Raw genomic sequence first — 14,681 nt, 5'->3', positions numbered from 1 at the left:
CCAACGCCAGAGTAAGCACTTACAAAATAGAATTACAGGCGTTTTTCTAGCACTTCAAAATGTAGATCTGGCACCAGCATGACTTCTTTGCTGATCTCGCTAGGGAAGGGTTTAAACTGCCCGGTGCGACGATAACCACGGCGTTCGTAATACGTGATTAACTCGTGCCTGAGCGTGATTACAGTCATCCAGATGGTCTGCACCTGCCAGCTTTGCTGCGCCAGCGTCTCGGCCGCCTGCATAAATTGCTTGCCTATGCCGCTGCCTTGTTGCGTGGGCTTGACCACGAACATGCCCAGATACGCGGCGTTTTCGGTTTTTTGCAAATGCACGCAACCGGACAATTCTGCTTGCTGATTTTGCTGGCACAGCAAAATCAGGGATTCGTCCGCCAGTATCAGCTCACGCACCTGATCGGCGTTGATGCGATCGCCTTCTAATAAATCGGCTTCGGTAGTCCACCCCTGGCGGCTAGAGTCGCCACGGTAGGCACTGTTGACCAGACGCGCAATCGCGGCGGCATCGTCGCTTACGGCTAGTCGATAACTTAAGGTGGAAGAGGTGTGCGCTTGCTCTGTCATGTTGGCATATTAAAAATGATCAAGCCTGTATTTGACCACGCCCGCCTGATTTATGCACAACTCGCTGATATATTACCTAAACAAACAAGAACATCAGTGCGCAGAAAAGCGCCGCGCACTGATCTGGCTGCTTATTGATAAGCGGCAGCGCGGGTAGTAGGCATGGTTAAGGTGAAGGTAAAGTCGGGATCTTCGACCACCTCGCCGGTGGTTTTGAGTTCGTATTTACCGCGTCTGGCAGGGGCTAGTTCTTCGAGTATGGGCGGCATACGCCAGGTCTTGCCCTCGTGTACACCACCGAGTTCTAGCTCTATACCCTGAGCGGTGGCGTTGACGATGATGCCGTGAAGTTGCTGTTGTGAAAGTACTTTTCCCTTGTTGCCAGTGCGGGTGATCCCTACCAGCAAGTATTTGCCTATGAAACCTTCGGCAAAATCTTGGTCAAATGCAAAGTGTGGCACGTCGTTCCAAGTGTCCATCGTTAGCTCCTTTAAAAAAGCTGTCCGACGCACTAGCGCGTCGGAACTATACGGAAATGTGCGTTGTACCTATGCGACTCATAAAGTTTTGACTGAGATTAAACAACAGGATAGCGGGACATGCCAAACAGCAATAAATATCCGCCAGTGTGACGCTGCATCGCTGCAGCATGGTGTTACGAACGCTTATGACGAACGTCGGTGACGATTTATCATAGCCGACTCTGGGAAATTTGTCCGACTATTTATAAAAACGGAGCGCGCAGGCTAAACCCGCGTTGCGTAACAGCTAGATCAGTCGCGGCGTATACCTGAGCCTACCGGCAACTCGGCAAACCAATTAATAAAGCGCGCCACGTCCTCTCCTTGATAAATTGCGCCATGTTGCGGGCATAGCATATCTATCTGCATAGATTGCACTCTTTGGCACCAATCCAGTTTGGCTTCGTTAGAGCCCATCCAGCGTTGATGAAAACCGCGTGCATGGCGAATATGCTGATCAAAATTTTTGACGATCAAAGCATCTTCACCGGGCGGCAATAGCGCTGCACCGATGTCGCCAGAAAACAGCATTTTGGCGAGCGGATCATAAAGATTGAAGTTGCCGGAGGAGTGCAGATAATGGGCCGGTATCGCTTGCAGCAAGAGATTACCGAGCGCTATCTCGCCTCCGCTGTCTGGCAAATTGATAAAGGTGCTGGCATTGCCGCCAAAATGCGGCACAAAAGATCCCCATAACCAACTCAGATAACATTTCAAGTCGGGATTGAAATCTAGCCATAAACCCAGCGAGGAGATCACATCGGGGTCCTGATGCGAGGCAAACAAGGCGGTGATGCTACGCGCATCAAATTCTGTATTAATGGCAGAGAAGACCTCTGGGAAGATTTCGGAACCACCAGGGTCGGTGAGTATCGCCTTATTTCCTTGAATAATCAGATATTCATTGGTGTCGATTAAATAATCTGGTTTATCCGGATCACGTGTCACTACGGCCCATTTATGATCGCCTTTTTCGTACAGATATTGGATTTTTTTCATGACTCGCTTCTCAAGGTGGCGTTCAGATGCTTTAAGGTCGTAATCACTTGCCCCATAATATCTTCAATACGGCCAGCCACTTGCTGCATGTCCGCCAGCATGTTGCCGCCATAGGCAGCTTCGATACGGCCATTGTGCGACAACATGGACCCCGCACTGCAGAGCGCAACCGACCTGCGAATTTCTTTTTCTAATTGTTCCCAGTCGGTCTGTGCCAGCTCCCTTTTTTCGGTATACACGGTGCGCTTTTGTTGGAAACTGTGCGTCAGCCGCTGTTCTGACTCTGTATTTTTTGACATAGTGTGACTCAGCAAGCTCAGACGCTTTTCAAGTTTGCGCAGTTCGGCGACCCGGTGCACTAAATGAAAAATCAGCCCCCCGAGAAAACCCATTAATTCTTCGATTTTTTGACTAAAGAGCCGTAACTCCATCGCTACCACTCTAAATCCGGCGGACTGTGGACCGGCGCGTTTGGCAATCAAAATCGCATTCATGGCAACGATATTGATTTGGCCAGAAATCTCGATGACTTGCTTGAGACTCTCGTTGATAGAGACCGCGCGGTGTAAACTGAGAAGTTGATCGTGCTTACTCATAAGATACTCCGCGTAGTCAATTCTAGAAGTATTACGCTGCTTGATCAGGCCTGTCTTTGACACTGATCAAGGATTTAAATCACCTAGTTGAATTGCCAATTAAATACCGGCATAGGTAAGCACTAGTCAAACAACAGATTCAGACCTTGTTGCATATTGCGCTAATTCATCCAGCCAACTCTGCTTTTGTTCGGCACTCGCGAAGGAGGCGCAAAAGCTATTTTTCGCCAACTGAACTAATTCAGCATGGTTAAGATCGAGAGCATCGGCGCTGGCGATGAAATTCGTATTCATGTAGCCGCCAAAATAAGCCGGGTCATCCGAGTTGATGGTAACGCAGACGCCAGCGCGCAGCATTCTGGCTAAATTATGTTGGCGCAAATCCTGCACCACGCGCAATTTTAAATTCGACAGTGGGCATACCGTCAGTGGCATCTGACTATGAATTAATGCAGCCATTAAAACAGGATCTTCCTCGGCACGCACCCCATGATCGATACGCTCTATCTTTAACTCTTCAAGCGCGCTATGGATATACGTAGGCGGGCCTTCTTCACCAGCATGCGCCACCAGACGAAAACCGAGCTGAGAAGCTTGCGCAAAGACGCGGGTAAATTTTTCTGGTGGATTACCAACTTCGGCAGAATCAAGGCCTATGCCATTCCACAGATCTTGATATTCTTCGTGCAAGGGCAATGCCGCGGCTAAGCAAGCAAAAGCATCTTCTTCACTGAGGTGACGTAAAAAGCACAGTATCATGCTGCCAGAAAAATCATGCTCCTGACGTGCTTGACGAAGGGCCCGGGCAATTCCGGCAAACACCGTTGCCATCGCGACGCCGCGCACTGTATGGGTCTGGGGATCAAAAAATAATTCGACATGCCGCACATTATCGGCCAGTGCGCGCTGTATATACGCCATCGTCAAATCGTAAAAGTCCTGCTCAGTCTGGAGCACCGCCGCCCCCGCGTAATATAGATCCAGAAAGGATTGCAGATCACTAAAATCATAGGCCGCGCGTACTTGCTCTACCGAGGTATAAGGAAGCTGTATGCCGTTGCGTTGTGCCAAGGCAAACATCAATTCTGGCTCAAGCGAGCCTTCTATATGCAAATGTAATTCGGCCTTGGGCAGGCCGCGTATAAATTCGTGCAAGGGAGAAGTCATGATACTGAACGCCTGTTAATAATTAGACACTCAGTGTACGTTGATGGCGCTTAGTCTGCAATCCCACAATTTTAACCAAGAGCAGGTTGCTTGAAATTGAAGTTAGGAACAGCTAAGCCTCGGACGCTAATGAAAAAATCACAAACCTTAGAATCCGAGTATTACATGGGTAAAAGCGGGCTTAATGAAGCAGAACGGATTGCGCCATATACAGATCAAACTGACCTAAAAATTCATCAATCTCTTCTATACTCGGTTCGCCGGCGATCAAATCGTGCACATCTTTGCGAAAATTTTCCGCCAGAGAGCCGCCGATAAACCATTCACGCCTTACCGATTTGTCGGTGATCTCGTAGCCGCCAAAACGCAGCGCTTCGTGATCGACATCGGCACCATATTCGACGACGCTGTATTGGTCGCTATTGTAAATAAGGTTCATTTTGCATCCCTTCCTGATTAATTTCTTTGCTTAGCCTGAACAATCGCTAGTTTCTGAGATGGTGCGTTGGAGAGCCAATTTCAAGATGCTTAGTGATAATTACGGTGTGGAAACAAAAAACTTTAATCCGCCAGAACATTCAGGATCAGATCCGGATGTCCTGGTCGAGCTCGACTAATTCATTGTAGGGAGGCTGCTGCAAAAAATAAACTAAATTATTTATGTGCTGATTATTGGCTAAGCCAAGATAAAGGCGCACCGGCGGATTTTTAAGAATACGATTAAGTGTTACGCGCATCACCAGATTGCCTATGCAACACATGCATCCGGGGGCGATTCTGTATAAGGAAAGCAAGGGATCGGGCAACAGCAATGGCTGACCATCCGGAAGACCTTCTAGTATTGCCGCCATGCTCAGTAGCGGAAGTTCGTGCGTAAGGGCGGCGGCTATCCAAGTTTCTCTTTCTGTATAGCTGCCACCGCTTACTAATGTTACTAAACAAGCTGCCACGTCTGTGGTCTATGATTCACCGCGTTTAGCGTATTTTACTGATTCCACGCCTAATTGTTTGAGCTTGCGATATAGATGGGTACGCTCTAAACCAGTTTTTTCTGCCACCCGAGTCATGCTGCCACCCTCACGGTTCAGATGATATTCAAAATAAATGCGTTCAAACGCATCTCGGGCTTCTCTCAATGGCAACTCAAACGACAAATTGGCGAATTGATTATTGCTGGCCGGTGCCAGTATGCCTGAGCTAGCAAACTGCCTGGTTTCGAAGCCAGCAGCATTGCTGCTAAAGGCATGCGTCACCGCGTTATTTGTGAGCATTTCTGCAGACGCCGTCGGCAAACTAGCAGGCGCCGGGCGCGCAACTTCGCTGCCACGGCTAAGTCCTTGCTGTACCGCTTTGAGTAATTTTTGCAAAGCGATAGGTTTTTCGAGAAAATTCAAAGCACCGATACGGGTAGCCTCGACTGCAGTATCTATCGTGGCATGACCTGACATCATAATGACAGGCATACTCAACATGCCATCACGCTGCCATTCTTTGAGCAATGTTACACCGTCCGTATCTGGCATCCAGATGTCGAGCAACACCAAATCCGGTCGCGATTCCAACCTCGCAGCGCGTGCTTGCTGTGCATTTTCTGCCAATTGTACGACGTGTCCCTCGTCGCCCAATATCTCCGAAAGTAGCTCCCGGATTCCCATTTCGTCATCTACAACTAATATGTTTGCCATCAATCTACCCTATTACATGCTTATTATAATATTTAAATAAAACGTCTCTGCGGACGCCATTTTTTTTATCAGTAGAAAAATACTGATGTCCTACGAATCCGGTGCTAACTTTAACAGCAAAATCGATATTTTTGCACCGTTTGTATCACTACGATTTTGAATATCGACTCTACCGCCATGTTCATCGATGATTTTCTTCACCATCGCTAAGCCTAAACCGGTACCGCGCGGTTTGGAAGTTGCATAGGGCTCAAAGGCACGTGCCAAAATTTTGCTAGAAAATCCAGGCCCATTGTCGATGATGGATAGTCGAACCGCCGAGCGGTCGGTTTTGTCGGCACTGGTATAGCGGACTATTTCAGTCACCACATCAATCCGCGCCGCTTGATTCAACTTGGCATTATCGGCGACCGCGTCTTGCGCATTTTGCAAAAGATTGTGAATTACCTGACGCAACTGGGTGACATCGCCCATGATATTTGGCAATGCGGGAGCCAGATTAAGGTGAATCGCATCGCGACCATCGCCTTCCATGTACAAATGCAATACATCGTCAATCAGGGCCGATAAGTTTAAGGAGTTTAAGACCGCCGGAGGAGTTCTGGAATAATCGCTAAAATCATCCACCATGCGCTTCATCGAAGTGACTTGATTGACGATAGTACTGGTGCTCTTATTAAGCATCAAGATATCACTCTCGCTTAGCTTGCCCTGCAATTTCATTTGCAATCGTTCGGCCGATAATTGTATCGGTGTCAGAGGATTTTTTATTTCATGCGCCAAACGGCGTGCTACTTCGCCCCAGGCAATAGAGCGCTGTGCCGAAATAATGCTGCTGATATCATCGAACACCACCACATAACCGATCGCCGCAGCGACTGGTAAATGGGAGCCGCGTGCCAGCAAAGTGATGCGTTGATCGGATTCATTATTCACGGCGCTGATGAGCCCGCCATGCGTATCATCGTGCTTAGTCGCTTGCGGTCTAGGCACTTCTATCTGCTGTTGCCAATGCTGCTGATTTTCATCTTCGCCGCCCGCTGCCGAGTGCGCATGTTGCTCGGAAAAGGCTTGATCTATCGCCGCAGCAAAAGTCTGCATGCCATCGATCTCTGCCAAAGGCTTGCCGATTTCCGATTCAAAACTACGCTGTAAAATCCGTTCTACCGACTCATTGCAGGTGACTAATTTAGCGCTTTGATCGAGTACCATCACCCCAGCGGACATATTTGCCAACACTGACTCAAGGTAGGCCTTGGCGTTTTCCAGTTCATTTCGATTCTTTTCTACCGAGGCACGGGCATCAAATAATTGACGTGTCATGATATTGAAAGACTGGGTCAAGCTGCCCAACTCATCGGAACTGGTCACTATAGGGCGCGGCGATAAATTCCCCTCGGCCACGGCCTTGGTTCCCTCCGCCAACAACAGCAAGGGCCTCGCCAATTCACCCGAAATCAGGAAGGCGCTGGTAATTGCGGCAAAAATGGCCAGCAGTAAAGTCAGCGTCAGTGTAAAAATATACATGGTCTTTAGACTGCTACGACCTAAGGAGCGTACCTGATACTCGCCCCAGGCACTGCGCAAAGCTTCGGCATGGCTGGCTAAACTGACTGGTACAGGATGGATCAGTTGCAGGTAAATAGTCTCATTTTGCAGAGATAAGCCTATGCTGGAGGCTTGCAACGCCACCACCACCCGTGAGCGCAACACATTGGCCGGCTCTGCCGCCAATACCGGGCGGCTCGCACCCGCATTATTCGGCTCAATCTTGAGATCGGGCGCACGTAACTCGGCATTGCCTTCGGTCGCAGCAAATACGCGGGCCACTTTGGCCTGGCGTATCATGGCGGGAGTGGGTAATTCTGGTACCAGGACACTGGAGTTGGCACTGGCCGAAGTAATCAAACGTCCGCGACCATTCACGATGCTGGCTTCTTCCACTTGCATTTGCTCACGCAGGCGCGATAGCCGTAAAGCCATGGAGATCTCGGAAGGCTCGGACAATTGTGACGCCATATCACGCGCCTTATTTTCCAGATCGGCCAGCGTGTATTCCAAGGCGCTGTGACCAAGATTTAATCCAGATTCCAAAGCCGATTCAACCTTGACATCAAACCAGGATTCAATCGAGCGCGAGACAAATTGTACCGACACCACATAGATCACCGCACCTGGCAAGATCCCGACTAAGGCAAACAGCAGTACCAGGCGAGTCATCAGACGCGAACCGAATTCACGGGTGCGGTAGCGGCTAAATAAACGCCACAACAGCGCCAGCACCAAACCTAGCAAAGCAAAAGCAACTAGGGCATTGGCTCCGAGTAGCCAACCATAATATTGGGCAAACCGGGCTGAATTCTCTGATGCAGACGTTAAGAAGAAGAGCAAGATGCTCATCAGAGCACCACCAACAATTAAGGCATACCGTAAAAACCTGGTCACTTATCGTCAGCCTTAAAGGTAAAGCGCTTCCAGTCAGACGACAGGCGCCAGTCACTATTGTTGAGGGAGGTAATCAAAAAAGGCTTAGGTAGTTGATTAATATCGAGCTTCAGGCGCACCGCCACATTGTAATTAGCGCCGGAACTGAGCACGCTTTTGTCTGCCACCAACCACCGGCGTGGTCGCAGCACCAAAGCCATGGCGTCTTCTAAGCGTGAGAAATTTTGCTGCAGACTGCCATTGATGGCGGCCGTGTATTGGCGGGTCCAGAGGTTGTAGGCAATTCTGACGGTCTGCTGAGAACGTATGGTTTTTTCATCCAGCCAATACCAGCGCGGTCTGGTCAACTCGACTTCGGTAGTGAAGTACATAGGCACGCCACGCGTGATGGCGTCTTCCAGCCCATGACTAAGTTCAAAGGAAAAGGCGGCGACAATGCGATAACCTTCTTCAGACGACTCTATCTTTGCGGTCGTCACGTCCACTTCATTGGCTTGCGCATGCGGCATCAATAGCAGCGTGAGCAGAGCAAATGAAGCAAATAGCAAAATCTGACGGAAAAAAGTAAAGAGGCGTCTGAGCATGTGAAAATAAAAAGCGATGCCTATATCATGTAGGGGTGATCATCATGATAACTGGAAACCCGTTTCAGACCGCCGGTTTTTGAAACAAAGCGTAAAACAAGCCATCATGATCGTTGTTGCCATCCAACTGTGGTAGTAATTGCCCTGGCGCATCAAGTCGCAGCGCGCCGTGACGTACGCCAAACGCGGCAGCCTGAGCCTCAGACTCCATAGGCCAGATAGAACAAGTCACCAACAGCAGTTTTCCTCCGGGTTTGAGCATATTCCACAGATTATCCAGCAAACGTGCCGAGGAGGCCGCCAATTGCACCGCATCCATCTTACGGCGTAACCAGCGTATATCCGGATGCCGCCTTACTACACCAGAGGCGGTACAAGGCACATCGGCCAAAATACGGTCAAAAGCCTGTCCATCCCACCAATTCGATTTACCCGCATCAGCCGCCCTGACATTGGCACTGAGTTTGAGTCTGGTCAAATTTTCATGGATACGCTCTACCCGTTTAGGGTCAGAATCGATGGCCAGCAAGTCAAGATTGGCGATTTCTAGCAAATGGCAAGTTTTCCCGCCCGGCGCCGCACAGGCATCTAAGACCCGCATGCCATCTTGTACATCAAGCAATCTGGCGGCTAATTGAGCGCCAGCATCTTGTACCGATACTAGGCCTTGCTCAAATCCAGGTAGTTGAAGAACAGGAACTGGTTTCACCAGACGCACCGCATCAGGGCCGATCTGGGTGGCGGCCATTTGCGCAGCTTCCAGCATGACTAAATAATCTGCCACAGAAATCTGACGTTGATTCACCCTTAGCGTCAAAGGCGGCGGCTGATTGCCGGCGCGCAAGATGGCTTGCCAATCCTGTGGATACGCCGCTTTGCATTGATCTACCCACCATTGCGGGTAATTCCATAGTGCGGTCGGCTGTTTCATCACGGTTGCCAGCAAGCTAGTCTGCTCGCGCAAAAAGCGCCGCAGTATCGCATTGACCATACCTTTGGCAAATACCATGTGCGGGCTAGAAGCTGCCGCGTTAACGGCTTGATCGACCACGATAAAATCTTCATAAGGCGCGTCTTCGCCCTCCACTTTGACCAATAAGGTCAGCGCACAACACATTAAGCTGTACAGCAAAGGAGGTTCAGGTGGCTTGGTTGTCATTAAGGTCAGCAGAGCATCGACACAGCCTACCTGACGCATGCTGCGATACGAAATATCCTGAATCGCGCCGCGTGCTTGCGGTGAGGCATTAGTTTGCGCAAACACCTTGGCCAGCGCCTGCGGTAAGGCCATACCTTCCAACACATAAGCGACCGCTTGCGCAGCGCCGACTAGGCTAAAGGCCAAAGAGTCGGCTTTAATCTCGGTCATTTTGAACTCGGCAGTAGCGGCCGGTGACTGCGTGACCGAAGTGGCAGGCTTGAATGATTTAGCCTGACTGGACGGTTTCGCTGCCTTGCTAGGGTTACTCGGCTTAGTCAGGGTTTTTCTTGAAGGTGTTTGCATAGTCATTCTTAAGTTTTAGCGGCGCATTTGCTAGTCTTGCCTAGATAGGGCGCTAGTGTAACAGCCTGACAGGCGCACGAACCATTTCAAACTCAGTTCAAACTAAGTTCAAACTAAGTTCAAACTCAATTGAAACTCAGTTCAAATTCACTTGATACTACTTTCACTTAGGTAGACTGGGCCAGCAAGGGAGTGAAATGCTGCTGTTCTAACCAGCTTCGCAGATCATCAAAGACCCGAGTCGCATCCAGCTCATTAAATATTTCATGATAAAAATCTGGGTAAAAAATCGCCTTGGTGCGTGCCGGGTTCAGATTTTTGACAAAGGCAGCACTGCCTTTCGGGTCGACCAGATGATCTTGTTGCGCCACCAGCAATAAGACCGGAATTGTCAATTGCGCTGCATGCTGATGCGAAAACTCCGCCGCTTGCAACATCGAATTGAGCAGGCGTGCGCTGATCTTGCCGTGTACTAAAGAATCATTCTCGTATGCGGCGACCACTTCAGTATCATGCGATAGATAGGTGGTTTTCAGACCGTTCGGTATTCCGACACCCGGGATCACCAGACTAGCCACTTTCAGCAAGCCCCTCTGTATACCCGACATGTGCAGAGCCAGCGCCGGTGATGACAAGATCAGCGCCCGTATCGGTGCTAAGCCGGCGGTGGCAAAGCGCGCCGCAAACAGGCCGCCCATGCTGTGCCCGAAGAGCAAAGGCGGTGCTGGCAAATTTTTACTGAAGTCGTTGAATAACATCCGTGCGTCGCGCAATACTGCTTCAGTATCCGGCACATCACCGCGGGCGCCTCCAGATTGTCCATGACCTCGATGGTCATAAGTGCGCACCACAAAACCGAGAGCGTTAAAAAACCGTGCCAGATGGGCATAACGACCACAATGCTCGCCTAGTCCGTGCATAATAAATACCCCATCCTGCGGCGCGGCTGAGCCCGCCAAAGGCCAGTCACGCACGAACAGCTTGGTGCCGTCGCTAGTCTTTAAAGTAAATTCCCGGGTATTTTCTATGTGCGCGGTCATTCCTTACTCACTCCAGATCACATCATGTTTATTCTTGTGCGCCGCACGTAACATATCCAGCAAGGGAAACATCCGTGCCGAAAAACTGACCTTGGTCGCCGCTTCATGTTCATGTTCATTGTCGTCGTCATCTGGATGCGCTTCAATATCGTGCAACACCTCTTCGCTGATAGGATGAGCGCGGCTCTCCGCCACCGCCTCTTCGATTACCTTGATCGCGTTAGCAGTCTCGGCAAAGGTCAGCACACCGCGGTCGACATTTTTATGGAGTAATTCTAAAGCCCGACGCGCATGTTCTTTATACATGGTCACTTCGGCGGCGGCCTTGGATGTAAAAGTGATTAACATTTTCTCTCCTTTGTGGTGGTGAAGCAGATGCAGTCTCGGCTGGGCTTACTACTGAGAACGGCCAATTTCACTAAATGATAGCCTTAAACCGGCGGCTAGGAGAGTTCCGGTGCTTGCAAACCACAAAAAAATCAATGGAAATCTATTGCCTTGACAAGGCTAAACACAAACAAGGCAAACACCAGCAGCTGTACACCCAGACAAACTGCAAAACTTGCGCGCATCGCGAGCAAATGCTCACCGCCCTGAATGCAAAAAAAGTCTATCGCAACGCCTACACCCCATTGGGTAATAAAGGCGCCAATAAACATCAAAAGATTGTAAGCAGTGTTGACTAGTCACTGGCACCTGGATTTACTGAGGTTTAAACGAGGTCAGGAAGGTGTCGACGACTTCGGCGCTCAAGGTTTTTTCCGGGCCTATGATGACCACCTGATACACCCAATTACCGCGTGCCACAAAACGTCCTAGCAATTTCACCGCCTGTCCATTCTGTAATTGACCAAGCGCCTCGATCTCGCTGCCATTTGGTTGGCGCGACTTGCTACTAGTGGCCTGAATATTTTTCAACATACCCGCTTGCATCGCTGCCAAAACCCCGGGTATTTTGCTGGTCTCAGTGACTTTGGCGTAACCGACCGCAAAACTCACCCCACCGGCGTCGGCGGCTGTCATTTGCAAATTCAGATTGACGCCATCGAGTTCCATCAGGCGCGAAAACGAGGCTGCTTTGGCCGGCATTAAAATAGTGAAAGGCGCATCGACACCACGCACCTCGCGCCAGTCAAACTTAGGAGAACAGGCCATCAGCGTCATTGTCAGGACCAAGGCGGCGAATTTAAATAGAGAAGTCTGCACAGAGATAAATATAGAAATAAGGAGAGAGCCATTGTATGTTATTCCGCCCGAACTCTGCATTTCGTTCTAAAAACCCCGCAGATATCGCACCGTTTATCCGTCCAAGCAACCATTCACCCGCATCCTGTTGCGATTGATCGCAGTGCACTGGCGTCGTCATTCGCATCCGCATACAGTGACTGTATCGACAGCGCTTGCGCCGGAATCGACTTTCATTTAACGCTCACAGGAGAACAATATGAATCGTCTCACACTCTCAGAACTGATAAACAGCTTGCGCACGGCGAGTCTGCAGTTGTTTGGCCTGCTTGCTCAATTTTTTCAGTATTTAATGGCTTTACCCTTGCCCAAGCTACTCATGGTATGTCTGGCCGCAGCCTTGATACTGAGCATACTGCCTTTGGCTTTCACTTTGTTGATCGGCTTCTTGCTGATAAAGCTAGTAGTATTGCTGTTCGTGCTCAAGCCCAAGCAAGCTAATCATCAATAATCACGCAATTTCCATCATTTTATAGCTCCTCATGACTAACATGAGAATCGGGAGAACCAGCATGCATAAGACTAACGAGAATAAGGTTTTAAATTTCACCCTCGATGTGTGCGAGACCGCAAGCGTCTTATGGTGGCGCTTCTTCGACTGGCTGGCGGTGGTCTCTTGGTTGCATCTGATCCTGATTTCCCTGCTGGTGTTTCTGGTCACTGGCCCTATCGGTTTTGGCCCTTTGGGCGGATTATTTTTCTGGGGTTCTATCGTCATTAAGAGTGTGGCTGGCGGCAAGCATAAGGCCGAATTGGCAGCCAGTGCGGCCATCACGCGTGCTGATGTAGAAGCATTAGAGCGTCGTTTGCTGGAAGCCCAAATGGCAGCCTTGCAAGCACAGATAGAGCCGCATTTTCTATTTAATACACTGGCGCTGATCGGCCAGTTAATCGAAACCGATCAGGCTCAGGCCGCCAAAATTCATGCCGCCTTAATCCTGTATTTGCGTGCCGCCTTGCCGCAGATACGTGACAAAAACAGCAGCCGGCTGGGTCAGCAAGTGGAGATGTCGCGTGCCTATCTGAACATCATGCAAGCCCGCATGGGGGAGCGTCTCAGCACCAGTATCGAGGTCGCACCTGAGTTAGCTCAGGCAGCGTTTCCGGCGATGATGTTGCAGACGCTGGTAGAAAACTCGATCAAACACGGACTAGAACCGAAGATAGCCGGTGGCCACATTACGATACAGGCACTAAGGCTAGACACCGATCTGCAAGTGACGGTTACTGACGATGGAGTCGGCTTTGATCTGCATGCCGATGATGGCATAGGCTTGTCGAATATCCGTGAACGCCTCAAAATACTCTACGGCAGCCGCGCGCAGTTGATTGTAGAGGCGCCTGCCAATGGCGGCGCGCGCGTCAGCATACGTCTGCCGCTCAATTAACCACCCAATTAATCTGCTCACAGGAAAAACTCTATGCCAACCGCCCTGGTCGTCGATGACGAAACCCCGATGCGTGAGCAACTCAAGAGCCGTCTGGCCGAGGTCTGGCCAGAATTGCACATCGTGGCCGAAGCGGCCAATGGTATCGCCGCGCTTGAACAAGCGCAGCTGCACGCACCCGACATCATCTTTCTCGATATTCGTATGCCGGGCAAAAATGGTATAGAGGCGGCGCGCACTTTAGCGCAGCAGGCACAGATCGTGTTCGTCACGGCTTACGATGAATATGCAATCCAGGCCTTCGAGCAAGGTGCTATGGATTACCTGTTGAAACCGGTCGATGCGGAACGCTTAGCCAGCACTTGTCGCCGCCTGCAACAAAGACTGGCTGCCGTCGCCAGCGCCGAGCCGAGTGCACATTCGGGAGCCAGCCCGCAGGCCGAGCAAATGGAACAATTGCTCAAGCAATTGCTGCAACATAGCCAGGCGCATAAAACCGACTATCTGCGCTGGATACAGGCCAGTGTCGGCGCCAGTCTGCGCATGATCAGTACCAAAGAAGTTCTGTTTTTTCGCTCCGATGAAAAATATACCCGGGTACAAACCGAGGCCGCCGAATATCTGATACGCAAGTCGCTCAAAGAGCTGGAAGATGAGCTCAATCCGGAGGAATTTTGGCGCATACACCGCTCTTGCATCGTCAACGTGCAGGCCATCAGCGAAGTGACGCGCGATTTCCGCGGCCGCCAATTAGTGCAACTAAAAGGCCACGCCGAAAAATTAGAAGTGAGCCGCAACCACCTGCATCTGTTTCAGCAAATGTAGAGAAATACAGGGAGTAAATACAGGGAGTATATGAATTGATCAGCCGATTGAGCAATAAATACGTGCGCAATCGACCAATTTATGTATATACCTACCCCTAG

General features: G+C 50.1%; 18 protein-coding genes. 4 read left to right on the top strand and 14 right to left on the bottom strand.

The window, feature by feature from the left end:
- Positions 1-32: 32 nt before the first annotated feature.
- The 13 genes from ACO0K8_RS07360 to ACO0K8_RS07300 form a co-directional block, all read right to left on the bottom strand.
- Complete coding sequence (locus ACO0K8_RS07360; RefSeq protein WP_422946004.1) at positions 33-581, bottom strand: GNAT family N-acetyltransferase; 549 nt, start codon at positions 579-581, stop codon at positions 33-35.
- 131 nt (positions 582-712) lie between these two features.
- On the bottom strand, positions 713-1,060 hold the full coding sequence (locus tag ACO0K8_RS07355) for a hypothetical protein (RefSeq protein WP_422946003.1): 348 nt from the start codon (positions 1,058-1,060) through the stop codon (positions 713-715).
- Between the two features lie 294 nt (positions 1,061-1,354).
- Entirely contained in the window at positions 1,355-2,101 is a 747-nt protein-coding gene (locus ACO0K8_RS07350) for an MBL fold metallo-hydrolase (RefSeq protein WP_422946002.1), read from the bottom strand.
- Positions 2,098-2,697, bottom strand: coding sequence for a methyl-accepting chemotaxis protein (locus ACO0K8_RS07345; protein WP_422946001.1), 600 nt, complete (start codon positions 2,695-2,697; stop codon positions 2,098-2,100). Before ACO0K8_RS07345 ends, ACO0K8_RS07350 begins: the two co-directional genes overlap by 4 nt.
- 126 nt (positions 2,698-2,823) lie before the next feature.
- The gene (locus ACO0K8_RS07340; protein ID WP_422946000.1) at positions 2,824-3,864 is read right to left on the bottom strand and encodes an adenosine deaminase; all 1,041 of its coding nucleotides are present in this window, start codon (positions 3,862-3,864) and stop codon (positions 2,824-2,826) included.
- A 181-nt stretch (positions 3,865-4,045) separates the two neighbouring features.
- A complete protein-coding gene (locus ACO0K8_RS07335; RefSeq protein ID WP_126127685.1) occupies positions 4,046-4,303 on the bottom strand; it encodes a BTH_I0359 family protein in 258 nt (85 codons plus the stop codon).
- A gap of 145 nt (positions 4,304-4,448) precedes the next feature.
- Positions 4,449-4,814 (bottom strand): GTPase, encoded by a 366-nt coding sequence (locus ACO0K8_RS07330; RefSeq protein ID WP_422945999.1) that lies wholly within the window; start codon positions 4,812-4,814, stop codon positions 4,449-4,451.
- Between the two features lie 9 nt (positions 4,815-4,823).
- Positions 4,824-5,549 carry a response regulator gene (locus ACO0K8_RS07325; RefSeq protein WP_422945998.1) on the bottom strand — a complete coding sequence of 242 codons (726 nt, stop codon included), beginning with the start codon at positions 5,547-5,549 and terminating at the stop codon, positions 4,824-4,826.
- A 90-nt stretch (positions 5,550-5,639) separates the two neighbouring features.
- Complete coding sequence (locus ACO0K8_RS07320) at positions 5,640-7,994, bottom strand: ATP-binding protein (protein ID WP_422945997.1); 2,355 nt, start codon at positions 7,992-7,994, stop codon at positions 5,640-5,642.
- Entirely contained in the window at positions 7,991-8,578 is a 588-nt protein-coding gene (locus ACO0K8_RS07315; protein WP_422945996.1) for a DUF4390 domain-containing protein, read from the bottom strand. Before ACO0K8_RS07315 ends, ACO0K8_RS07320 begins: the two co-directional genes overlap by 4 nt.
- A 64-nt stretch (positions 8,579-8,642) precedes the next feature.
- Positions 8,643-10,082, bottom strand: a complete 1,440-nt coding sequence (gene rsmB, locus ACO0K8_RS07310; protein WP_422945995.1) for a 16S rRNA (cytosine(967)-C(5))-methyltransferase RsmB — start codon at positions 10,080-10,082, stop codon at positions 8,643-8,645.
- Between the two features lie 167 nt (positions 10,083-10,249).
- The gene (locus ACO0K8_RS07305) at positions 10,250-11,122 is read right to left on the bottom strand and encodes a lysophospholipase (RefSeq protein ID WP_422945994.1); all 873 of its coding nucleotides are present in this window, start codon (positions 11,120-11,122) and stop codon (positions 10,250-10,252) included.
- Positions 11,123-11,125: 3 nt separating this feature from the next.
- Complete coding sequence (locus tag ACO0K8_RS07300) at positions 11,126-11,470, bottom strand: DUF1840 domain-containing protein (protein WP_422945993.1); 345 nt, start codon at positions 11,468-11,470, stop codon at positions 11,126-11,128.
- A 113-nt stretch (positions 11,471-11,583) separates the two neighbouring features.
- Here ACO0K8_RS07300 and ACO0K8_RS07295 point away from each other — a divergent pair, with 113 nt between their 5' ends.
- Complete coding sequence (locus tag ACO0K8_RS07295) at positions 11,584-11,808, top strand: hypothetical protein (protein ID WP_422945992.1); 225 nt, start codon at positions 11,584-11,586, stop codon at positions 11,806-11,808.
- A gap of 16 nt (positions 11,809-11,824) precedes the next feature.
- Here ACO0K8_RS07295 and ACO0K8_RS07290 read toward each other — a convergent pair whose 3' ends face one another.
- Positions 11,825-12,328: a hypothetical protein gene (locus ACO0K8_RS07290; RefSeq protein ID WP_422945991.1), complete on the bottom strand. Its 504-nt coding sequence runs from the start codon at positions 12,326-12,328 to the stop codon at positions 11,825-11,827.
- Between the two features lie 238 nt (positions 12,329-12,566).
- Between ACO0K8_RS07290 and ACO0K8_RS07285 the strand changes: the two genes are divergently transcribed.
- From ACO0K8_RS07285 to ACO0K8_RS07275, 3 genes are all read left to right on the top strand, one after another.
- Positions 12,567-12,818: a hypothetical protein gene (locus ACO0K8_RS07285; RefSeq protein ID WP_422945990.1), complete on the top strand. Its 252-nt coding sequence runs from the start codon at positions 12,567-12,569 to the stop codon at positions 12,816-12,818.
- A 61-nt stretch (positions 12,819-12,879) separates the two neighbouring features.
- On the top strand, positions 12,880-13,755 hold the full coding sequence (locus ACO0K8_RS07280; protein WP_422945989.1) for a sensor histidine kinase: 876 nt from the start codon (positions 12,880-12,882) through the stop codon (positions 13,753-13,755).
- 33 nt (positions 13,756-13,788) lie between these two features.
- Entirely contained in the window at positions 13,789-14,580 is a 792-nt protein-coding gene (locus ACO0K8_RS07275) for a LytR/AlgR family response regulator transcription factor (protein ID WP_422945988.1), read from the top strand.
- The last annotated feature ends 101 nt before the right edge of the window (positions 14,581-14,681 follow it).

The organism is Undibacterium sp. Ren11W, from assembly GCF_049340485.1.
GTDB lineage: Bacteria > Pseudomonadota > Gammaproteobacteria > Burkholderiales > Burkholderiaceae_D > Undibacterium.
The sequence above is the reverse complement of the archived record's forward strand: the minus strand, read 5'-3'. Positions and strand labels throughout refer to the sequence as shown.